A 23,548-nucleotide genomic window follows, 5' to 3' on the forward strand; every position below is an offset into this window, starting at 1 on the left:
ATTGCTGCCCTAAAGGTAGATAGAACTTCATGGGAGTAAAGCGAAAATACTTAAAGGTTTTGAGAGCAACTCTCATGGGGGGCTCTTTGATTGCAATAGGCGTAATTGGTTTTTCTTCTGCAGATTGGTTGGCAAAGAAAATAATTGAGTGGTACCAGCCAAAGTTAGAAGAGGATCTTTCGAAAAAGCTTGGACACCCTTTGCTAATTGGACAATATAACGGATTAAGGCCCTGGGGCATATCCTTAGGTCCTACAAAATTATTAGCTGGTTATAAAGATAAATCAACAGCGAATGTATCTAACTTAAAAGTTCAGGTCGCCCCAATCTCAAGTTTGTTAAATAGGCGTCCAGTACTTATTTTTACTTTAAGTAAGGCAAGAGTTAATTTAACGCGGAATAATAAAGGTTCTTATTGGGTACTTGGAACATCTAAAGGAAGTAAGTCGCCAAATTTGGAACTTCAATTTCGTCTAAATGATTCTTCTGAGATATTCTTTGAGCCATCAAAGATATTAGTTAAACCAAATTCCAGGATAAAATTAAATCTCGCTGAAAGTAAGGTTAAGGGAGATTTGAGGCTTGATTTACCTAAATATGGCTCTTTGCAAGTAAAGGGAAATGGCAATTGGAATAAATTAGAGTTTGAAGCGAAAGCTGGATTAAGAAAATTTCAGTTAGAAGCTCTTGATGGCGTGTTGCCAACAAATTTAAGTTTAAAAACGAAAGGTACTGTTAATGGTGCTTTGTACTTAGGTGTGAAAGATGGAACCTTTAGTTGTGAAGGAGCACTAGGTATTTATGGATTCCATCTTGAAGGTGGGGCCTTGAAGGATTCCTTGACATCAAATAATGCAGCATTAACTTGTCAAGATAATTTAGTTCGCTTGCCATTAACTACTTTTAAATATGGAATATGGACTGCTGATATTACCGGAAATATTCCTTTTGATGATTCGAAAAACTTAAGATTGGGACTCTCTTCCTTAGTAAAGATTGAAGATAACTCTCAGGCGAGATTAGAGCTGAAGGCATCGTTACCTTTTTTCTTTAAAGAAGCAGGTTTGACTGCTGGTGTTTTAGTAGCTGACTTTACTTTGGATGACTATCCTTTAAATTCTTTAGGAGCATTCACTGGGCAATCATTATCTGGAAACCTTTCATCAAATGGCAAAGTTGAAGGTCCGTTATCTGAATTGACTACAAATTTGTCTTTTTCACTAGAAAACCCTCAATTCAGTAGTATTCGCTTACAAGAAAAATGGAGTGGAAATTTTATAGGTTTTTCTGGTAAAGGAGGAGAGTTGGAGATGAAATCTGTTGGAGCAGCCCTCCCTGCAAGCATTTCTGCAAATCTTGATGCAAATTGGGGTTTAGATTTTTTAACGATTAGACGCTTAGGTGGAGACATCTCTGTGACCAGAGATCAGCAGAGTTATGTATGGTCGGCTCGAGATTTTAGGTTGGATCGAATTGAACTAGCTCTTCCTCCTGAAAAGAGATTTAAAAGAATCTTTGGTAAATTATCTGGCTCTGGGAACTTCGCTCCAAACCCTCTTTCTTTAAACGGCAACTTATTGTTAGGCTATCCAAGATTAACAGGTCTTAAGTTAAAAGAAGCTCAGATAGTAGGGAATTACTTTGACAAGACTTACGCCATTAATGGCGAACTTTATCCATTAGATCAAGGGAAAATATCTATTTCTACAAAAGGTCGTGTTAATGGATCCTTATGGTCTAGAACAGAGCTAAAAAAAATAAGTCCTGCATGGTTGATTTCAACTGCAATTCAATTACCAAAAGTTAATATTCAAACACCTTCATCTGATGGACGTGCAAAAGATTTAGGGGGATTTGCTATTAACCCGAAAAGAGAATCTCTTGACAATCAGCTGAGAGAGTGGATACGTTCGATTATTGCTTTATCAAAAGATCAACAACTAAAGGAGATAAAGGAAATAATTAATCCTAACGATATAAAAGGATTTGTTAATGGTGTGATTGACGTACAAGGAGAGAATCTACAAAAGCTAAATATTGATTTAAAGGCTTCTGGAAAACTTTGGCCTAAATCTCAAAAGATCAAAAAGGAGACTGACATTAAACCATTTGGAGTCACTATTAAGGGACCCTTACAGATTGGTTGGGGTGAATTCACTTTTGAAAATATTCCTTTCTCTCTTCTTTCATTATTCGTACCTTCTCCTACTGGTTTGACAGGTATGTTTGGGCTAAATGGTAGATACCGATTGGGAAATAGAAAACCAGAGCTGACTGCGGATCTTGTTTTCAATGAAGTTGGTTTGGGAAAAAATAAATTGCTTTTAAAGAAAGGAAAGATTGATATTTCAGAATCAATTTTGAAGCTTGATATAAAGCTTCAAAATTCTTTGTCAACAAAACCCTTAACTTTAATTGGCGATGTTCCACTGGTTGAGTCTTTGCCAATCAATTTAAGGATAGAAAGTCATGGAGATGGTATTAATTTCGTTGATGATTTATTTGAAAATGAAATTGAGTGGAAGGCTGGCAGTGCTGATATTAGGTTGTTGATAACAGGAACGATAGATAAACCAAAGGCAAATGGTTTTTTGGTTCTAAAGAATGGAGAAATATTGCTCAACGAAAAACTTCTCAATGACATTAACGGTACAATGCTGTTTGACTTTAATAGAGTTGAAATACAACAACTAAGCGCGAAGGCAGGAGATATAGGTGTAATAAATGGTAGCGGTAATATCTCTTTGTTTAAGGAGGAGGAGGAAAGCAATCCCCTCTCTATAAAAATTAACGGTGTTAATCTTAAATCTTCTTTCTCAGATGTTCTAGTATCTTCGAAATTAGTAGTACGTGGAGCATTGATTAAACCTGTAATAGGCGGCGAAATTACAGTTGAAAAAGGTTCGATCTCCACTCAAAGATCTGGAAGTACAAAAAAAAATAAATCTAAATCTAAAAAGATATCTAATGGATATGGAATGAGTAAAACCATTCAATTACCTGAGCAAAGTTGGGATCGTCAATCACCACTAGTTTTATTTATTGGCAATGATAATGCTCCTGCAAGCAAGATGGTTAAATCAGCTATTCCTAAGGGATTCTCTTCTGTAAGTTTTGATAACCTAAGGTTAAATCTTGGTCCTCGACTCCGAATTGTTTCTCAACCTGTAGCTAGCTTTGAAGTGGAAGGTTTTCTTTTGTTGAATGGAGGATTAGATCAAACTATTAATGCCAGTGGATTAGTACGCCTACTGACTGGGCGGGTTAATTTATTTACGACTACTTTTGTCTTAGATAGGCGTGAGCCAAATGTAGCGATTTTTGTTCCTGATATGGGACTGATCCCTTATGTAGATGTTAAATTAACAACACGTATCCCTGAGACTGTAATCGATCCTGGAGAAGTGAGCTCTTCTAGTGATTTTGCTACTAATGGATCTAGCTCCATAGGGATAGGGGGATCACGTTTTGTGAAAGTAGAAGTAATTGCAACTGGACCGGCTGATCGTTTAAAAGACAACTATCAGATTAGAAGTAAGCCACCACTTCCTCAGAGTGAATTATTGGGTCTAATAGGTGGCAATTCACTGGCGAATTTATTTAAAGGTAACGATAGTTCTGTTTTTGCGGATGTCCTAAGTCGATCACTTGTTTCTCCTGTTTTGGGGAATATCAGTGGTGCTTTTAATGAGAGACTACAAATCAATCTTTATCCAGCATATGTAAACACAGTCGCCCCAGAGTCGGAAGTAGTCGATAATCAGTCAGCTAATAGCTCCGATGAGAACACTGACGGTTTGTTATCTCAACAAGCTTGGGTAACGGAAGTAGGGATTGATTTGACAGATAGAATAAGTTTTTTGATTCAAGCAACTCCAAATAGAGATGATATACCTCCTCAAGGAACTGTTGTTTTTCAGTTAAACCAGAACCTAGGATTACAAGGATCTTATGATCAAAATGGTAATTGGCAGAGCCTGGTTGAAATATTCGTTAGATATTGATCTATCCTTTCCTTGTATAGATATAAAACTCAAGAAGGAATAATATATTTAGGAAATCTTTTTTTGTTCTAAATTTAAAGCAGGGTTTAATTGGTAAAATTAGATCATTTTTAGTGACGTTCTCTCTTAAGACTATTCTCTTAAATAGTTAATGGATGATTAAATATAGTAAGCGCATGAAAAATTTATCAGTAATATTGTCCCTTTTTGGGGCAATATAAAGCTAAGACAATTTTGCAGAATGAAAAATCTTTCAACTATCCCAGAACCATCCAATGATTTATATCAAAGAGTTTTAGAGGTTAGAAAGTCATCTAAAGAGTTATGTCTTGCCTCAGATGACAAACGCAAGCAAGCCCTTTTCTCTATGGCAGAGGCATTGAATAGTAGAGCTGATGAGATTGTTGATGCAAATATTATTGATTTGCGAAAAGCTGAGGATGAAGGGATTAATAAGTCATTATTAGCGAGATTGAAATTAGATCATTCAAAATTATTAGTTGCTGTTGAGGGAGTAAGGAAAGTAGCAGGCTTGCAAGACCCTATAGGATTAAGCCAATTAAACCGTGAATTAGATAGTGATTTGATTCTTGAAAGATGTACTGTCCCTCTCGGAGTCCTTGGCGTTATTTTTGAAGCAAGACCCGATGCTGTTATCCAGATAGCTTCTCTTGCTATTCGTTCTGGTAATGGAGCGATTCTTAAAGGAGGAAGTGAAGCAACCTTAACTAATACAGCAATCATTAAAACTCTTCAAGAAGGATTGTCTAAAACTAGTGTCAAGTCTAATGCGCTTTGTTTATTGACATCTAGAGAAGAAAGTATGGCAATGCTTCGATTGGATGGACTAATAGACCTGATAATCCCTAGAGGAAGCAATGAACTAGTCAGATTTATTCAAGACAATACAAGTATTCCTGTTCTTGGTCATGCTGACGGTATATGTCATCTCTACATTGATTCTCATTGTGATATCCCTCAAGGTGTTCGTATTGCTTTGGATAGCAAAACACAATACTCAGCAGCTTGTAATTCAATTGAAACTCTTCTCCTTCATGAGTCTATTGCTGAACAATTTTTGAAACAGGCAATACCAGAATTTTCTGAAAGAGGTGTACTTCTTAAAGGTGATAAGGTAAGTAATTCCTTTGGGGTAGCTACTCTCGCCGAAAAAAGTGATTGGTCAACTGAATATTTGGATTTGATTCTTTCTATTAAAGTTGTCTCAGGTTTAGAAGAAGCGTTAGAACATATAGATCAATACGGTTCTCGTCATACAGATGCAATAGTTACTAATAATCTACAGATTGCCGAGAAATTTATGATGTCTGTTAACAGTGCAGGTGTATATCACAATTGTTCAACTCGATTTGCAGATGGTTTTAGATATGGATTTGGTGCTGAAGTTGGAATTAGTACGCAAACCTTACCTCCTAGAGGGCCAGTAGGATTAGAAGGATTGGTGACTTACAAATACTTCCTAAGAGGAAACGGGCATATTGCTGCTGACTTTGTTTCAGGGAAGAAATCCTTTATTCATAAGGATTTAAGTTTATGAGAAATAAGCTACCTTCAGGAGTTATAAAAATAAGAGGTGTCAATCTTTGGGCTCATGTTGGTGTTCTTGAAAGTGAAAGGCTGTTAGGACAAGATTTCCTTCTTGACATTAGTTTGTGGATTGATGTCTCTAATGCCGCAACTTATGACGATGTGAAATTATCGGCTGACTACAGTGTCGCCATAAAAGGCTTGCAGAAGCTCAGTTTTACAATTAAATGTTTGACCATTGAGATGTTTGGCGACAAAATCCTTGACTATCTTGAGGGCTTGTATGGACCAATCCCCATTAAAATTCTTTTAAAAAAATGTAGACCACCTATTAAGGGATTTCAAGGAAGTGTTGAGATAGAAATGAGTCGTAATTATGAGATTTAATCTACGATGTTAAGACGAACTAAAATTATTATTATGGTTCATGGGCTATGGGATAAACCTAATGTTTTTAATAGGCTTGTACTTCGACTTGAAAGTATTGGATTACGAGTCCTTGCTCCACACTTACCTCATGGACTAGGAAATGTTTCTATAAAAACTTTGGCAGAAAAGCTAGATAATTATATTTGTGAGACTTTAAATGAAGATGAATCTTTTGATATAGTTGGATTCTCAATGGGGGGATTAGTCGTTCGATATTGGCTTCAAAGAATGGAGGGAACAAAAAGGACTAGAAGGTTTTTTAGTATTGGGACTCCTCATCAAGGTACGTTCACGGCTCAGGTGGTACCTTCTTGGCTGCTTATAGGGATCGCTGAGATGAAGAGAGGAAGCATTTTCTTGAAAGATCTAAATAGAGATGTGCGAATGCTATATGTTGTTAATCCAGTAAGCTTTTTTTGTTTCTGGGACTTAATGGTTTTCCCTGGCTGGGAGGCAAGACTATTGATTGGAAAAGCTTATAAAATACCAGTCTTAACTCATAAAGATTTAATATCTAATTCTTCTGCAATAGATATTATTACTCAAAAGATCTTACGAAATCTCTAAATTAGGATGCCAAGAATTTTGCTGATCTAATTCTATTCTATAAGCTATTAGATACATCCTTAGTTAATAATAGATAGAATAATTCTAAACCTTAATTTCTAATCAAGGTTTAGTTTATCAGTTTGTATGACTTATCTTTTCGTTAGTATTATTATTGGATATGTACCAAGAAGTGTAAAGAATCTACTGAATCTGCTCTCAGCCTTAAAGAGTAATTGGAATAGATATTTGCCAATAAAATTATTTGGGAAAAAAACTTTTTGTATTTTTGCACTAAATGTTCGCCAAGGTCTTATTTTTACATCTGCAATATCATCAAAGCGAATCCACCATTTTAAGGGATAACGCTTGAAGTAATTTTTTTGATGTGTAAATTTATTGGATTTCTTCAAGAATCTAATTTCTCTTAGTGCATTTAAGCAATTAAGCAATATTTTCAAAGGATAGATCAAAATACTTTCTAGAGATTGAGGGTTTGAATATACAATAATTACTGGATTCCCTGGCTTTGTAACACTTAATAGTTTCCTTACAGCCTCTTCTTGTTTTTCTTTATCTATATGATAGATGGTATGCAAGCTTATTGCGCAATCAAAATAATTGGCTTCGAGAGGTATATCGAAAAAACTACCATGTAAATATATGCCATGTTCACCTAATTTATTTTTTGCATCTTCTAAAGCCTTTGAAGACAAATCTATGCAATACCTTTTTTCGTAATTGACTGAATATTCTAAATACTCAGGGTATTGAATTGGGCCTGATGCCATGTCAAGTATATTGGTACCTTTAATTGGAATGTACTTAAGTAGTCTTAATCTACATTTGCTTACATACTCTTTAGCGCAATCCCTTAAATCCTCTGATTGCTTAGCATCTTCTGTTATACCTTTATAAGTATTCCATAAATTTGAATTATAGTTTTTAGAAAGTATTTCTTCTGCTGATTTCATAGAGATAATTTTAAACTCATTTTACTACACTTAATTCTTGTTTAACCTTATAAATAGAATTCCTTACAAAAGTATAAGTATTAAAAATTAGGGTACGAAGTTAAAATTCTAAGTAGAAATAATTTTCTCTTAAATGTGCTTTCTTCAAGAAAGTAAGTTGTAAAACCAAGGTTATTGGCTTATCTAACTTAATACAATTCAACAGATATTTTAAAAATATATAAGAAAGAGAATCTATTTTGTATTTGACGAATAAATATTAAATTTAGCTATCGCTTTATAGCCCTGAATGTCTTATGAGTGCTTTTGTTGATGGCTGTCTACCTCTAAAGGCTTCAAAAACTTTTGATGGAGACCTGCTCCCACCCAGACTCAAGACTGTGTCACGAAAACGTCTACCAGTCTCGCTGACTTTTTGTACATCATCAAGTCCAACTTCTTCAAATGCAGAGAATGCATCTGAACTGAGAACCTCAGCCCACTTGTATGAATAGTAACCAGCGGCATAACCACCAGCAAATATATGACTAAAAGAACATAGGAATTGATCTTCCTTTATTGGATCTATTACAGTTGTTGATTTTGCGATTTCTCTCCTGATTTGGTCAGGACTAATGCCTAAGTCTTTATTCCATTGACTATGCAGTCTGATATCTGTTATCGCAAAATGTACTTGTCTTAATGTAGCCATTCCAGAATTGAATGTACGACTTTGCTTTAGCTTTTTAAACTCTTCTTCTGGTATTGGCTCGTCAGTTTTCCAATGCTTTGCCATTCCCATAAGTGTTGAACGGTCAAGGCACCAGTTCTCCATGAATTGACTTGGCAATTCAACCGCATCCCATTCGACATTATTTATTCCAGCTGCTTGTGGGTAGTCAACTGTTGTTAACATGTGCTGGAGACCATGTCCAAATTCGTGGAAAAGTGTTTCCACTTCTTCAAAGCTCATTAAACTAGGAGCCTCTTCTGTAGGAGGAGTTTGATTGCAAATTAAATAAGCGACTGGTAAAACCTTGTCTCCTTCAAGAGAGATATCTTTCCCTAGGCATTCATCCATCCATGCCCCCCCTCTCTTTGTAGCAGCTCTACTGTATGGATCCAGATAGAACGAAGCTAAAGTAGAGCCGTCTTTGTCTAATACGTCAAATAGTTTGACGTCTTTATGCCATGTTGGTGCTTCATCTGATTTAGAAGGGATTATTTGTATTTCGAAAAGTTTTCCACATAATTTGAATAATCCATTTAATACTTTTGGCAATGGAAACCAAGGTCGAAGTTTTTCTTGATTAAGACTAAATTTTTCAACTCTTAATTTCTCTGACCAATAACTGATGTCCCAGGGTTCAAGTTTATCTGCTTCAGAAGATTTATGCCTAAGAGCACAATCTTTTAATTCTTGAAGTTCTTTTTTTGCAACCTTTAAGGAAGCTGAACGTAGCTCTTCTAGTAGGTTCTCCACCTCAGTAGTATTTTGAGCCATTTTCCTTGTAAGACTTAGCTCTGCCCAGTTGTTATAACCAAGAATTTTTGACTGATCAGCTCTTAACGTAAGTATTTCTTCAATTATTTTTCTATTGTCAAGAAGACCTTCGCTAGCACGGCTTACATGTGCTTTGTATATCAATTCACGTAAATGTCTATTATCTGAATATGTAATAAAAGGAATGTAGCTTGGCATGTCTAAGCCAACTCGCCAAGGTCCTTTCTCTTTAGTAGGCTCTAAATCATCTTGACTTTTGTCTCCTGCCTCTTTCGCCGTGTTAGCAAGTATTTCAAGAACTCTTGAAGGTAAACCAAGTATTTCTTCTTCTTTGGTTAAAACCAAACTCCATGCTTTTGTTGCATCAAGTACGTGATTGCTAAATATATTTGATAGTTCTGCAAGTCTTTCGCTATTCAAATTAAAACTATTTTTTTGGGAGCCATTAAGGCCTACTCCTCTATGGTTCATTGAGGTTATCTCAGCTTCTAAAATTCTTAATTGAGTTTCGTTTAGGTTGTCTCGTTCCTTCTCTTTTAGGCTTAATAATGACTTGTATATTGTTCTGCTTTGTCCGACTTTGTTGCCAAAACGTATTATCTCAGGTTGTTGTTCGGCATATGCCTCGCGAAGTTCAGGCGAATTGCAAACACCATTTAAATGAGAGACAACTCCCCAACTCCATCTTATTTTTTCCTCAATAAGGTGTAGAGGGACCATTACATCCGCCCATCTTAATGATATGTTCTTATTGATTTTTTCTTCTAATATTTTTTCCAGTTCATCAACTTTTTGATTTAGTTGACCAAGCAGAAAAGGAATGCTTTCTTTTATTTCCTCCGGAGTAATTTCTTTGTAGTTTGGTAACCCTTCTCCCTTTAATAAAGGATATCTTTCTTGTTTATTTATCATGTCAACTTAATTGTATAGATTGAGTTATTGAGATCACATTATGGCTCAAAAGAACATCAGCCAGAGCATTTGTTGAACTTTCATATAGGTCAATTGCTACTCTAGGCCAGAATCCAATAACTAAAGTTGGAACTAATAGGCTCAAGCCTACTGATAGCTCTCTATTAGACATCTCTTTAGTAAAAGCTAAAGCAGGAATCCTTGGTCCAAAAAACACTCTTCGACACATTGATAAAAGATAAATTGGTGTAAGAACTAGACCAATGGCGGCAAGTAAAATTGTTATTGATCTGAATATAGAAGTAAATCCATCTTGACTTGTTATACCCAGAAATACAGTTATTTCACTTACAAATCCACTCATGCCTGGAAGAGCTAATGAGGCTAGAGAGCTTATTAAGAAAAGAGCGAATGTTATAGGTAAGACTTTTGCCAGACCTCCCATGTTTGGAATTGATAAAGTATTTGTTCTTTCGTAAAAGCTACCTGTAACAAAAAACATAGCTGCTGCTATTAATCCATGGCTAATCATTTGCAGCATTGCTCCACTAATTCCTAAAGCATCTATGGCGCCAATCCCAAGGAGAACAAAGCCCATATGACTTACAGAGCTACAAGCAATACGACGTTTGACATTGTCTTGGGCAAATGCATTTAATGCTCCATAAATGATATTTACAATCCCGATAATTATTAATGCTGGGGCAAGTTTTAAATGTGCGTCAGGAAGTATTTGCACATTGAATCTCAATAGTGCATATCCACCCATTTTTAATAAAACACCCGCAAGAAGCATTGAGACTGGAGCATTTGCTTCCCCATGAGCATCTGGAAGCCATGTGTGCAATGGAAATATTGGCAGCTTTACTCCAAACCCAATTAAAAAGCCCAAATAACAAAGAATCGCGAATGTACCCGTAGGGGATTTATGGGCAAGCTCTGTTAAATTTAAAGTAAAAATATCTCCTGAGAGAGCTAATGCTAAACCACTTATTAGTATTAATAATGAGGCTAATGCTGTATATAAAATAAATTTAGTTGCTGCATAAAGACGTCTATTCCCTCCCCAGATGGCAATTAATAGATAAACGGGTACAAGTTCTAATTCCCAAGCAAGGAAAAACAATAGAAAGTCTTGCGATAAGAAAACCAGTGCCTGAGCAGATGCTTGAACCAGCAATAAGGCAAAATATAGTCTTGTTTTATTATTGATTTTCCAACTAGCTATTGCAGATAGAAGAGTTATTAAACCACTTAAAACAACTAATGGAGCAGAAATGCCATCTACTCCTAGAGACCATTCAAGTCCTATAGATGGCAGCCAATTAAGTCTTTCAACAAGTTGAAGTTCGTTTGATTGTTTATTGAATAAATTTGCAAATACTCCAACAATTATCAAGAAGTCAAAAAGAAGAAAGCCTATAGCAAGGTTTCTTGCAATTGTTGAATCTCCTTCTTTTCCTTTTGGCAGTAAAGGCATTATCAATGCCCCAGTCGCTGGCAATAAGACTATTAGAGAAAGCCATGGGAATGTAACTTGGCTTTCAATAGGAAGGGGCAAATTTGCCTCCATAATTTGAGCAAGATGAGTTAAGAACCTATCAGCCATAGGTCTCTCCATAAGTATAACTACTCATTAACTTTTTTGACGCATTCGCTTCCCCTTCTTTGAAGCTCTAGGACGGGAGCTCTGCTTGCGACTCCGGCAAGCTCCCAGGCTCTTACCATGGATTGACTAACCATCCTGCTTTGAGACTCTTCGCATAAAGCCAAAATACTAGGACCTGCTCCGCTTATTGCGCACCCTAGCGCCCCAGCTTTTATTGCAGCAGTCCTAACTTCAAGTCCTCCTTTTATAAGCCCCCATCTATATGGCTCATGCAAGCGGTCGTGCATGCCGTCTGATATTAGTTCGTTATTTCCTGTTCTAAGACCTTGAAGAAGAAGTGAGATGGCTCCAAGATTCATGACGGCATCATTTATTGGAATATTCTTGGGCATCACTCGTCGAGCCTCGCTTGTACTAAGCCTTAATGATGGAATTGCTACAACTGCTTTAATTGAGCTATCCCAGTCGCATCTGATTACTCTCCATCTTTCCGATGCTGCTTTTGCTGTAAGACAAAGTCCTCCAAGCAATGAAGGCACAACATTATCTGGATGCCCTTCGATGTCAATAGCAAGTTCTAGAAGCTTTTCTTTTGGGAGAGGTTCTCCCATTAGTGCATTTGCTCCTACTAGTCCCGCAACAATTGCAGTAGCACTACTTCCAAGCCCTCTCGCTGGAGGGACTGCAAGCTTGACCCTGGCTTCAAGGGCAACGGGTTCTATTTCAGCAGCTTTCCAAACTCTTTGCGCTGCTCTATAGAAAAGATTTTCTGGCCCTCCACGCAAATGATTGCCTTCTGTACTTTCCATTATTAATTCAAATCTTTCAGCTGTTCCCTCAATCCTTTTGATAGTAAATTCATTCTTTAAGCTCAATGCAGCACCTAGGCAATCAAAGCCTGGGCCTATGTTTGCCGTTGTGGAAGGAACTTCCACGATTACTTTTTCTCCTATCAGCGGTGGCCGCATTAGTTCCTAACTATTGAGCTAAGTCTCCCATCTTGCTGGAAAGGATATGAGCTCTGCATGCTGCACTAAACAAGCCAACTTCAGGATCTATCAAGGCTATGACAGGGATTCTTCTCATTAAATCTTTAAAACGGCCTTTGTTTCTAAATGCTTCTTTAAAAGTAATAGATGTTATTCCTTTCAAATGCTTGCTAGCTGTCCCTCCTCCAATCCATAGGCCTGAATAGCAAAGTTCCTTTAAAGCAAAATCTCCAGCTGCTGAGCCGTATGCGCTAAGCCACATCTCCAAAGCCTCCACCATTAACTTGTCTCCGTGCATTGCATATTGACTTGCAATTGAGGGTAGATCAGCCTGAATTGTTTTTTTCTTGGCTCTTGAATTTTCCGCCAAACTTCTAAGGGGATGCGATTTTGCTTCTGATTGCATTAATTTCCAACATGCTATATGACCTAAACCTGTTCCACTAACAATTCTTTCTACAGAGACTCTCTCAATACTTAACTCTCGTTTTATCCATTTTCTAAGGGCCCATTCTTCGTCTGATCTGGGAGCGAATTCACTATGACCTCCTTCGCTAGCTAATGGTGTGATTCCATTATCCGAGACTATTCCTCTAGCCATTCCTAGGCCAGTACCAGCCCCCAAAACAGCAACCATTCCTTTTCTTAAAAGGGGTTTAATGTCATATCCTTCTTGAATTACTACATATTGATGATCATTTAAATGATTAAGTCCATAAAGGATAACTGAGAAATCATTTATTAATTCAACTTGATCAAGACTTGTTCGCTCGCATACTTTTTTAGAACTTATTTCCCAGCTTAAATTAGTCAAATGGCAAGAGTTATTTGAAACTCTTCCAGCTATGCCTATGCATCCGACTCTAGGCTTTTCTATTTGATTAGGCATTTTTTCTAGGAAATCAGAAAGTATTAAATAGAATGAGTCCCAATCTCTAGATGAATATTGCTTTTTGTACCTTTCTTTTATGCCATCTTTCCAGTAATAAATGGCTAAAAGAGTCTTTGTGCCTCCGATATCACAAGCAAGAAAATTCATAACATTAATTATTCAATTGATTGATTTATTAATATAAAATTAAGTAGAATAATTATCAATTCTTTATTTTTAAGCCTTTGAGTGAGATTGCTTGATCAATTATTGAAATTACTTCTTCTAAATCAAAAGACCCGCAATCTTTTCCCTCTCTTGTTCTTAAAGATACCTGATTGCTCTTTTCTTCCTTATCTCCAATAATTAATAAGTATGGAATTTTTCTTATTGTGCTTTCTCTTATCTTTAGCCCAATCTTTTCATTCCTAAGATCAGATTCGACCCTGAAACCATGTTGACTTAATGATTTTGTAGTTGCTACACAAGCATTATTATTCCTGTCTGTAATTCCCATAACAATAACTTGAACAGGTGCTAACCAAACAGGAAATAAACCAGCATAATGTTCAATTAAAATGCCAATAAACCTCTCAAATGATCCTAAGATTGCTCGATGAAGCATTACAGGAACTTCTTTATCTCCTAGCTCATTTATGTATGAAGCTCCAAGTCTTTCAGGCATTGAAAAGTCGACTTGTATTGTGCCGCATTGCCAAACTCTATTAAGACAATCCTTTAAGGAGAACTCTATCTTTGGCCCATAAAATGCACCTTCTCCTGGCAGTAAAGACCATTCAAGCCCCTTTGAATCTAAAGCGTCTGAAAGAGCCTTTTCAGACTTGTCCCAGACTTCATCAGTGCCAACACGCTTTTCTGGCCTTGTAGATAATTTTATTAAAATAGAATCAAACCCAAATGATTTATAAACTTCGAAAACAAGATCTATGAATTCTGTAACTTCTGTTTGAACTTGTTCTTCTGAGCAAAAGATATGAGCATCATCTTGAGTAAAGTTTCTTACTCTCATTAGTCCATGCAATGATCCAGAAGGTTCATTCCTGTGACAAGAGCCAAATTCTGCAAGTCTTATTGGAAGGTCTCTATAACTTTTTAACCCTTGATTAAAGACTTGAACATGGCATGGGCAATTCATAGGCTTTATGGCATATTCTCTGTTTTCTGAAGTTGTAGTAAACATGTCCTCTTTAAATTTTTCCCAATGTCCAGATTTTTCCCAGAGCGATCTATCAACAGCTTGCGGAGTCCTTATCTCTTTATAGTCATTTTTAACTAATACTTCCCTAACATATTTTTCAAGTACTTGATATATTGCCCAGCCATTTGGATGCCAAAAAATCATACCAGGAGCTTCTTCCTGAGTATGAAATAATGATAGCTTTTTAGCTAGTTTTCTATGATCTCTTTTCTCTGCTTCCTCTATATTTTTTATATAAAGATTTAGCTCTTTTGAACTTCTCCAGGCAGTTCCATAAATTCTTTGTAGCATTTCATTATCCGAATTTCCACGCCAATATGCTCCTGCAACTTTTAATAATTTAAATGCTCTTAAATGAGAGGTGTTAGGTACATGAGGACCTCTACACATATCAGTATATTCTTGATGCTTATATAGCTTTATTGTTTCATTTAATGGGATTTCATTAACTATCTCAAGTTTGTAATCTTCATCTCTACTAATAAATGTATTTTTAGCTTCCTCTTTGGAAACTATTTCAACAAAAATATTATAATTTTGATCAACAAGTTCCTTCATTCTGGCTTCTATCTTCTCAAGGTCTTCAGGAGTAAATGTATCTTTGTAAGAAATATCATAATAAAAACCATCTTCTATTACAGGACCTATCGCCATCTTTGCGTCTGGATAAAGTTGTTTCACCGCGTGCCCAATAAGATGTGCAAATGAGTGGCGAATTATCTCGAGACCTTCTTTATCTTTTGATGTAATTATTCTTAAAATTGAATCTGATTTGATAGGAATACATGTATCTAAAAGTTCTCCATTTACTTCCCCCGCTAAAGCGGCTTTAGCTAGTCCAGGACCAATCTCTTCAGCAACTTCCATTGTTGTGACTGGTTTCTCAAATGATTTTATAGTACCGTCAGGAAGAGTTATCTTAGGCATGATTAATAATCTCTATTGAGAAATCCTATTGATTCTTTTACTCTATTTAGAGTCTTTCTAGAGATTTCGTCTGCACGTAATCTACCTTTTTCCAGTATTTTATCTAATTCTGTTTGATCTTGAATAAGCTCTTTATATTTTATTTGAATTGGTTCAAGTGCTGATACTAGAACTTCACTTAAGAGAGGCTTGAATTTTCCCCAACCCATGTCAGCGCATTCTTCAGAAACTATTTGTGGAGCTTTCCCACTAAGTATTGAATAAATAGATAAAAGGTTACTTGCTTCAGGTCTTTTAGGATTATTAAATTCTAATCCAATTTCAGAATCAGTTTTTGCTCGTTTGATTTTTTTTGTTATAAGATCAGGAGGATCAAGTAATGCAATTCTGCTGAATTCATTAGAATCACTTTTACTCATTTTATTCGTTCCATCAGTAAGACTCATAACTTTTGCACCTTCTTTTATTATTAAAGGTTTTGGAACTTTTAAAATATTATTCTCTTTTGTAGAGAATCTAGCATTAATTCTTTGTTGAGCAATATCTCTTGCAAGTTCTAGATGTTGCTTTTGGTCTTCTCCTACAGGAACTAAGTCTGCATCATATAAAAGAATATCTGCTGCCATTAATACTGGGTAGTCCAAAAGTCCTATAGAAACATTATCTCCTTGCTTAATTGATTTTTCTTTGAATTGAATCATTCTTTCCATCCAGTTCAAAGGAGTTAAGCAATTGAGAATCCAGCAGAGTTCACTATGAGCGGGAATCTGACTTTGAATGAAAATAGATGACTTTTCCGGATTCATTCCACATGCAAGGTATAGGGCGGCGGTGGAATTTGTTTCTTTGGCTAATGTTTTGGGGTCATGGGGAGTTGTAATAGCATGTAAATCAACAACACAAACAAAAGTTTCGTGTTCCTCTTGCAGCTCCACCCAATTGCGAATAGCTCCTAGCCAATTACCTATATGAAGGCATCCGGTAGGTTGAACGCCAGATAAAACACGTTTTTGATGCATGAATTATTTAGTCTGAGGGAATATCAATTTTATTTTCTTCAGTAGAAATTGCATCTTGATTAAGTGCTTCACTTTCATTTTTAGATGACTTTTTAGAGATATCTTCTGGTGATTCTTGATTAGTATTATTTATTTGTTCTTGAGGTTTGGAGGGCCTTTCAAATGGATTTGGTTTAGGACTATTTGAAAAAGAGTTTCTATTTTGATCGTTATTTCTATTATTTCTAAAATTATGACTTCTTCTGCTGTCTGAGCTTGTTCCTTCAGATCGATATTCATTAAGAAGATCTTCCAATTTTCCCTGTTCAAGCATCTCTCCCAGAGTCCTTAAAGCAAATCCAAGAACTGCCACAGTTGAGCGAAGATTGAAAGCCTCTTGAAGAGAGCGTGCAGAACGCATTTCATTTTCACTTAATCTAATCCTGAAACCCCCTCCATCTCTATTCCCTTGGCCTCTCCCTCCCTTAAAGCCACTTCTTGAATCATTACGACTGTTCTCGAAGTTCCTTCCACTTCTAGGATCGCTGTAAGAGTCACCCATGGCTTTAAGCCTAATTAATAAAAGAAAGTGTGACTCATTTTGCGGTTTTATGGGATAAATTCACCTCATCCTTCAGCAGATTCACATTTCCTCGAATCAATTTAATCAATTCCTAATGCGAAAATATTTCAATAAATAATTAGTAATTAAAGTAAAAACATGGATTTGTAAGGGCTTAGAGCCCATGTGTTTGCTTTAATCTGTATATGAGCTAAGAAGATGTTGAACCAATGAATTTTGTGAAAAATTTTTCATCTCTTTCATTCCCTTTAAATACAAAGGTCCTTCCCTTGGCGAAAGTTGGAACCCTATTAGGTTCCGTCCTGATTGGCCAATGGTTAATAAGTGATGTGGCTCATATCCCTGGAGGAGGAATTGGAATTCTTGTTGTGGGTTTTGGGGCTTGGTACTTCCTTCAACCTGCGAAACCCTCTTTTAAGGCTCCTTCTTCTGTTCAAGGTTGGATAAGCCGATGTAACGAAGTGCTTGAACAATTTGAATTTTTGGAAGGACAAGAAGATTTTTTAAGAAATAGAAAAAAAAGAGTTAAGTCTCTTGAGGAAATACTTGATAGATCATTTCCTCAAAAGGTTTCTTTTACAGGTACTTCAGAGATTGCATATCCTGAGAAATCAGAGGTAAGCACTGCTTTATCAGTTACTCAATCTTTAAATCTTTCATATAACACTTCTTTACCTATAAGAGATGATCTTTGGCAATTACCTCAATCACTTGTTGAGCAAGACGCGATTATTTATGTTTTACCTGTTCCTCTAAGAGCTGTTGATCTGCTTTGGTTAAAGAAAATTCCAGAAGATCAACCATCATGGTTGATGATTTCTTGGGAGGATTGCGCTTCTTGGACTGACCAACTTAAGGATCTCCAGGCTCAGCTGCCGGAAAGATGGTCTTCAAGAATTATTAGATGGAATATGCCAAATGAAGAAATGAAAAATGTTTTAAGTCCTATTCGCAGGGTTTTAGATAAGCCTAAAATTAATATTGATTCAACCAAGCAAAGATTGTTATCAAGGTTACATTCTTCCTGGCAATCTGATTTAGAGCAATTAAGAAGAGAGAAATTTAAGCTTCTGCAAAACCGGTCTCAATGGATAGTAGCTAGTGCTGTATTTGCCTCTCCTCTCCCTAGCGGAGATCTTTTGTCTGTCGCAGTTGTTAATGGATTAATGATTAATGAAATGGCCAAAATTTGGTCATGCAAAATGAATCCAGAACTTCTTCAGGCAGTTGCACGCCAACTTGCTTGTGCGGCAGTTGCTCAAGGAGTAGTTGAATGGAGCGGTCAAGCACTTTTAGGAGTTGCAAAACTGGATGGAACAAGTTGGATAGCTGCAGGCTCTATGCAAGCATTGAGTGCAGCTTATTTAACAAGAGTTGTAGGTCGTTCAATGGCCGATTGGATGGCTATAAATAATGGACTATCTGAACCCGATTTGGAATTATTAAACCAACAAGTGTCTCAATTAGTTTCAAATGCTGCAGAACAAGAACGTGTCGATTGGAGACGTTTTCTAAAGCAAGGAAAGGATTGGATAGAATTACAAGTTGGAGATAATAGTAATAGTGAAATCGTAGAAGCTTAATTTGAATTAATCTTCTACCGTGATCTTAAATAATCAATATTTACTATTTAATTTTCTATGGGAATTACAACTATGAATAAGAATAGAAAGATTTTTGCTAAATTGAATATATTTTATTTTTTTCTTTTAGCTATCTTTGTATCATCTTGTTCGCTGCAAAAGATAAAGATAATTGAAAACAAAAAGGCTAAAAAACCTATTGCTCTTACTACGTTTACAGTCCTTGCAGATATAGCAAAAAATGTTTCCGGCGATAGATTTATTGTCAGGTCTATCACTAAGCCAGGCGCTGAAATACATACTTATCAATTTACACCTAGCGATCTTGTTAAAGCCAAGAATGCTGACTTGATTATAGAGAATGGATTAGGACTTGAATCATGGATAAGAAAGTTTACTTCTAGTCTTGGAAATGTTAAGACTGTGGTCTTAACAGATGGTATGGATCCAGTCTTGATTGATGGTGATAAATATTCTGGTAAACCTAATCCTCATGCCTGGATGTCTCCAAAAAGAACAATTCTATATGTTGATAAACTTGTTGATGCTTTTACAGAAATGGATCCTGAGGGAGAAGAAATTTTCATTAAAAATGCATTAAATTATAAAAAACAACTTTTAATACTCAATCAAGAATTAAATTATTATATTTCTTCAATTCCAGAAAAGAGAAGATATCTAGTTACATGTGAAGGGGCTTTCTCTTATCTAACTAAAGATTATGGAATGAAAGAGGCTTTTTTATGGCCAGTCAATTCTGAGAGTCAGGTTACTCCTAAAAGGATGGCTTCCTTAATAAAAATAGTTAAAGAAAATCAAATACCGACAATATTTTGTGAGACTACTGTTAGCTCTAAAGCACAGAAAGAAGTAGCAAGAGCAAGTGGAGCAGCCTTTGGGGGGAGTTTTTTTGTAGATTCACTTTCAGAATCAGATGGACCTGCTCCTACCTTGCTAGATCTACAACGTTATAACGTACGTCTTATAAGAGATGGCCTAACGACTGACCTACAAAAAATCAATGAGTTATCAAAATAAACAAATTCAAGAAAAGCTTTTCAGAATAGAGGCTGATCAACTATGTGTTGATTACAACGGAACAGTTGCTTTGTATGACGCAAGTTTAAAAGTAAAGCAAGGTTCAATTTGTGGTCTGGTTGGAATGAATGGGGCTGGTAAATCTACTTTTTTCAAGGCTTTAATGGGCTTTGTTCGTCCATCTAGAGGGAAAATCAAAATAAATGGAGTTGATGTTGGACAAGCTCAAAAAGATCAAGCCGTTGCTTATGTGCCCCAAAGCGAAGGGGTTGATTGCTCTTTCCCTGTGAGTGTATGGGATGTAGTAATGATGGGATTATATGGGTCTATGAATTTTCTAAGAATTCCTCGAGAGTCTGATAGAAGAGCCGTATGGAATGCTCTTGAAAGGGTTGATTTAATTGATCTAAGAACAAGACCTATAGGCAATCTCTCTGGGGGGCAAAGAAAGAGGGCTTTTTTGGCAAGAGCAATAGCCCAAAGAGCTTCTGTTCTTTTGCTTGATGAGCCATTTACAGGAGTTGATGTTCCAACTGAGAAGTTAATGGCACAATTGTTCCTTCAATTTAGACAGGAAGGGAGAACTATTTTAATTTCAACTCATGATTTAAGTCATGTAAGGGATTTTTGTGACTTAGTAGTTCTCATTAATAAAACAGTTTTGGCATATGGAGAAACATCAGAAGTATTTACTAGAGAAAATTTAAGTATGACTTTTGGTGGATTACCTCCTGATCCTCTTTTTGGTTCAAGTTCGTCCAGTCAAATGTTAAGTAATGATTGATTTATTAATAGCCCTAGATCCTTATTCTTTGTTGTTTGACCCTCTTTCGCATGAGTTTATGAGAAGAGCTCTTATGGTTAGTGCTCTCGTAGGTGCTGTTTGCGGACTTTTGTCTTGCTATATGACATTAAAAGGTTGGGCTTTGATGGGCGATGCAGTTTCTCATGCAGTTATGCCTGGCGTAGTAATTGCATATGCTTTAGGAATTCCATTTTCCGTTGGAGCATTTGTTTTCGGGGTTGGTTCTGTTGCGTTAATAGGCTTTGTAAAGCAGAAATCAAGAATTAAGGAAGATACTGTAATAGGGCTAGTTTTTACCGGTTTCTTTGCTCTTGGCTTGGTACTTGTTTCAAAGATAAAAAGTAATATAGATTTGATGCATATTCTTTTCGGAAGTCCACTAGGTATTTCTCAGTCAGATGTTAATCAAACAATAATTATTTGTTTTATAGTTGTATCTATTTTATTGATCTTTAGAAAAGATTTAATGCTTTATTGCTTTGATCCTACACATGCAAGATCTATTGGCATAAATACTGGATTAATTCATTATTTACTCTTATCGGTTTTAAGCCTTTCGGCTGTTATAGGACTTCAAACTGTTGGCATTATTTTGGTTGTTGCAATGCTTATAACCCCTGGAGCAACTGCATATTTACTTACTGATAAGTTTGATAGAATGACTATTCTGGCCGTTATAAGTAGTGTTGTGTCCAGTGTTCTTGGAGTATATATTAGCTACTGGTCAGATATTGAAACAGGAGGTTCAATAGTTCTGGTTCAGACATTAATTTTTTTACTAGCATTTTTATTTGCCCCTAGATATGGAATATTTAAAAATCGTTCATCTTTGACTTTATAGGTTTGATTAATAATATTAATAAAAGTGAAATAGACACTCGATATCAGGATCAGGAATGGCCATGGTGGCCTTTGTTTCCTCTTTACCCTTATGGGCGAAAAAGAACAATTTTCAGTGAATTAATCCCAAATCAAATTTGGAGTTTTGAGCAACTACAAGGTATTTATTATGTTGCTGTTCCCATAAGACTATCTGTTATAAAAGTTTCAGGTGGTTTGATGTTATTTAACCCTCTTCCACCAACTATTGAATTATTGAATCAGTTATCAGAGCTTGAAAGAAAACATGGACCTGTAATTGATATTGTTTTGCCAACTGCATCTGGATTGGAACATAAGATCTCTCTCCCCTCTTTATCTAGAGCATTCCCTAAAGCAAATCTATGGATATGTCCTGGACAATGGAGCTTCCCAATTGATTTACCATTGACTTGGATTGGAATTCCTCAAAATAAAACTAGAGTATTGTTTGAAGATGGACTACCTCATAGTGATAAATGTGAATGGTTTTCTCTAGGTCCCTTGGACATTGGCCTGGGAAGATTTCAAGAGGTTTCTTGTTATCACAGATCTTCTAATTCTTTGCTTGTTACTGATGCGTTGGTTGGGATTAGTGCGAGTCCTCCAAAGTTGTTTGAGTTAGATCCGACCCCTCTTTTGTTCCATTCACGGGAAAGCGGAGAAGAACCTCTTGTAGATAGCTATGAAGCAAGAATTAAGGGTTGGAGAAGACTTGTGTTGTTTTCTTCTTTCTTGAAACCTGCAAAACTTTCTATTCCCTCATTGCTTGACGTTTTTAGTAAATCTTTTAAGCCTGGCCTTCGAAACCCGAGTGCTCATTTTGGAATTTATCCTTTTAACTGGGAGAAAGGGTGGGAAGAATCTGCTAGCAATCTTGTTGGAGAAAGAGATTCTCTTGTGCAAATTGCACCAGTTATTGAGAGACTTGTTTTTCCAAGAGCCAAAGATACTTTTGTGTCATGGCTTGATAAGGTCGGATCTTGTAGAGGGCTCAAATGGTTAATCTCTTCTCATTACAATGCACCTGTTAAATTTTCTAGAAATCAAGCTATTCAGTTGAAGAAAAAAATTAACAGGAGAATATGGGCTCAAGGAGAAGGCAATTGGACCTTTCTTGATTGGCTAGATAAAAAATTATTGAACTTTGGAGTTGTCCCTGAAAACCCTCTTAAATCATTTAATGATTAAGTTCATCTGGATCAATTGACATTTCTTCATCCGTGATTAAGGATTCTTCTAATTCTTTTCTTTGTTCCATTTGACGTAAAAAATAACCAGTCATCATTGCTGAAGCCAGAAGGCTTGCAAATTGATCTCTTGATGAAGTTACCTTTACATCAAAGTGCTCTCCAGGAAGCATTCCTAAAAGGCCTTGAACATTGTGGCGAATGATGTCTTGTATATCATTACTCGCCGACTTGGCCACTCTTTGTAGAACATCAGGTGATTGTTCCTGAAGATATTGAATTAATGCATTAGATTCCTGTGCATCATTGTTGTCTGTAGTCAAAAACTCCGGGTTGAACATCCCAGTGTGCTCTTCATCACTTCCTAACCATATCGCAATATGGGCCTATCGCTCATATTGGCCAGGGGTGGTCTCCCGTATAAACCCAAATTTTCCTAACGGCCAATACCTTAAAAAAGCAGTTCCAATAACGTTTCTCTCAGGTAAAGGGCCCCAAATATGAGAATCAAGACTGTTATTTCTATTGTCTCCTAATACCCAGAGTGAGTCTTCTGGAACAATTATTGGACCCATCTTGTATTTAATAGGTTCCGCAACCCATGGTTCTTCAATTAATTTTTCGTTTAGAAAAAGTTTTCCTTCATGAACTTCTATTTGATCACCAGGGAGGCCTATAACTCTTTTTATTAATGCAGAATTCTTTTCGTACCCAGCTTCTACCAGTGCTTCTGGGGGAGCAAAGACAATTAGAGTGTTTTTATCTAGATGATTATGAGTCGAAAGAGTTAATCGAGGACGAATTTTCTCAATGAGTATTTTGTCGTGTATTTGCAAAGTGGGAAGCATGGATCCAGACGGAATCCATCTGGGTTCCATTACTTGCCATCTAAGCAAAAGTGCAAGGATCAACCAAATTAAAAAGTTACGCCAGCTTTGAAATCTCTTAGAAGATTCATTTGTTTGTGAATTTGACATTTAAA

The 23,548-nt window shown here is 36.3% G+C and carries 19 protein-coding genes; 9 read left to right on the top strand and 10 right to left on the bottom strand.

Annotation, left to right across the window (positions count from 1 at the left end; translation table 11 throughout):
- The first annotated feature begins 29 nt into the window (after positions 1–29).
- From SOI85_RS00145 to SOI85_RS00160, 4 genes are all read left to right on the top strand, one after another.
- A complete protein-coding gene (locus tag SOI85_RS00145; protein ID WP_320664212.1) occupies positions 30–4,004 on the top strand; it encodes a translocation/assembly module TamB domain-containing protein in 3,975 nt (1,324 codons plus the stop codon).
- A 241-nt stretch (positions 4,005–4,245) separates the two neighbouring features.
- On the top strand, positions 4,246–5,562 hold the full coding sequence (locus SOI85_RS00150) for a glutamate-5-semialdehyde dehydrogenase (RefSeq protein WP_320664213.1): 1,317 nt from the start codon (positions 4,246–4,248) through the stop codon (positions 5,560–5,562).
- Complete coding sequence (locus tag SOI85_RS00155; RefSeq protein ID WP_320664214.1) at positions 5,559–5,939, top strand: dihydroneopterin aldolase; 381 nt, start codon at positions 5,559–5,561, stop codon at positions 5,937–5,939. Before SOI85_RS00150 ends, SOI85_RS00155 begins: the two co-directional genes overlap by 4 nt.
- Before the next feature lie 6 nt (positions 5,940–5,945).
- Positions 5,946–6,548, top strand: coding sequence for an esterase/lipase family protein (locus SOI85_RS00160; RefSeq protein ID WP_320664215.1), 603 nt, complete (start codon positions 5,946–5,948; stop codon positions 6,546–6,548).
- Between the two features lie 131 nt (positions 6,549–6,679).
- On the opposite strand, the gene SOI85_RS00165 is transcribed toward SOI85_RS00160, so the two are convergent.
- The 8 genes from SOI85_RS00165 to SOI85_RS00200 all read right to left on the bottom strand — a co-directional run bounded on the left by SOI85_RS00165 (position 6,680) and on the right by SOI85_RS00200 (position 17,071).
- A complete protein-coding gene (locus SOI85_RS00165) occupies positions 6,680–7,501 on the bottom strand; it encodes a class I SAM-dependent methyltransferase (RefSeq protein WP_320664216.1) in 822 nt (273 codons plus the stop codon).
- A gap of 277 nt (positions 7,502–7,778) precedes the next feature.
- Positions 7,779–9,896: a M3 family metallopeptidase gene (locus tag SOI85_RS00170; protein ID WP_320664217.1), complete on the bottom strand. Its 2,118-nt coding sequence runs from the start codon at positions 9,894–9,896 to the stop codon at positions 7,779–7,781.
- Between the two features lies 1 nt (position 9,897).
- Positions 9,898–11,469, bottom strand: a complete 1,572-nt coding sequence (locus SOI85_RS00175; RefSeq protein WP_320665177.1) for an NAD(P)H-quinone oxidoreductase subunit 4 — start codon at positions 11,467–11,469, stop codon at positions 9,898–9,900.
- A 56-nt stretch (positions 11,470–11,525) separates the two neighbouring features.
- The gene (gene thrB, locus SOI85_RS00180; protein WP_320664218.1) at positions 11,526–12,473 is read right to left on the bottom strand and encodes a homoserine kinase; all 948 of its coding nucleotides are present in this window, start codon (positions 12,471–12,473) and stop codon (positions 11,526–11,528) included.
- Positions 12,474–12,483: 10 nt separating this feature from the next.
- Positions 12,484–13,533, bottom strand: coding sequence for a glucokinase (locus SOI85_RS00185; protein WP_320664219.1), 1,050 nt, complete (start codon positions 13,531–13,533; stop codon positions 12,484–12,486).
- A gap of 55 nt (positions 13,534–13,588) precedes the next feature.
- Positions 13,589–15,511, bottom strand: coding sequence for a threonine--tRNA ligase (gene thrS, locus SOI85_RS00190; protein WP_320664220.1), 1,923 nt, complete (start codon positions 15,509–15,511; stop codon positions 13,589–13,591).
- A gap of 2 nt (positions 15,512–15,513) precedes the next feature.
- Positions 15,514–16,530, bottom strand: a complete 1,017-nt coding sequence (gene trpS / locus SOI85_RS00195; protein ID WP_320664221.1) for a tryptophan--tRNA ligase — start codon at positions 16,528–16,530, stop codon at positions 15,514–15,516.
- 7 nt (positions 16,531–16,537) lie between these two features.
- Positions 16,538–17,071 carry a hypothetical protein gene (locus tag SOI85_RS00200; protein ID WP_320664222.1) on the bottom strand — a complete coding sequence of 178 codons (534 nt, stop codon included), beginning with the start codon at positions 17,069–17,071 and terminating at the stop codon, positions 16,538–16,540.
- A gap of 239 nt (positions 17,072–17,310) precedes the next feature.
- On the opposite strand from SOI85_RS00200, the gene SOI85_RS00205 reads away from it, so the two are divergent.
- The 5 genes from SOI85_RS00205 to SOI85_RS00225 all read left to right on the top strand — a co-directional run bounded on the left by SOI85_RS00205 (position 17,311) and on the right by SOI85_RS00225 (position 22,567).
- Positions 17,311–18,675: a YcjF family protein gene (locus SOI85_RS00205; protein ID WP_320664223.1), complete on the top strand. Its 1,365-nt coding sequence runs from the start codon at positions 17,311–17,313 to the stop codon at positions 18,673–18,675.
- A gap of 72 nt (positions 18,676–18,747) precedes the next feature.
- Positions 18,748–19,713, top strand: a complete 966-nt coding sequence (locus SOI85_RS00210; protein WP_320664224.1) for a metal ABC transporter substrate-binding protein — start codon at positions 18,748–18,750, stop codon at positions 19,711–19,713.
- Entirely contained in the window at positions 19,697–20,497 is an 801-nt protein-coding gene (locus tag SOI85_RS00215) for a metal ABC transporter ATP-binding protein (protein ID WP_320664225.1), read from the top strand. The genes SOI85_RS00210 and SOI85_RS00215 overlap by 17 nt, the downstream gene beginning before the upstream one ends.
- On the top strand, positions 20,490–21,359 hold the full coding sequence (locus tag SOI85_RS00220; RefSeq protein WP_320664226.1) for a metal ABC transporter permease: 870 nt from the start codon (positions 20,490–20,492) through the stop codon (positions 21,357–21,359). Before SOI85_RS00215 ends, SOI85_RS00220 begins: the two co-directional genes overlap by 8 nt.
- A 2-nt stretch (positions 21,360–21,361) precedes the next feature.
- On the top strand, positions 21,362–22,567 hold the full coding sequence (locus SOI85_RS00225) for a DUF4336 domain-containing protein (protein WP_320664227.1): 1,206 nt from the start codon (positions 21,362–21,364) through the stop codon (positions 22,565–22,567).
- On the opposite strand, the gene SOI85_RS00230 is transcribed toward SOI85_RS00225, so the two are convergent.
- Complete coding sequence (locus SOI85_RS00230; RefSeq protein ID WP_320664228.1) at positions 22,557–22,907, bottom strand: DUF760 domain-containing protein; 351 nt, start codon at positions 22,905–22,907, stop codon at positions 22,557–22,559. The two genes, SOI85_RS00225 and SOI85_RS00230, sit on opposite strands and share 11 nt — an antisense overlap.
- A gap of 45 nt (positions 22,908–22,952) precedes the next feature.
- Positions 22,953–23,543 carry a signal peptidase I gene (gene lepB / locus SOI85_RS00235; protein WP_320664229.1) on the bottom strand — a complete coding sequence of 197 codons (591 nt, stop codon included), beginning with the start codon at positions 23,541–23,543 and terminating at the stop codon, positions 22,953–22,955.
- Positions 23,544–23,548: the final 5 nt, after the last annotated feature.

Source organism: Prochlorococcus sp. MIT 1223 (assembly GCF_034092465.1).
GTDB lineage: Bacteria > Cyanobacteriota > Cyanobacteriia > PCC-6307 > Cyanobiaceae > AG-402-N21.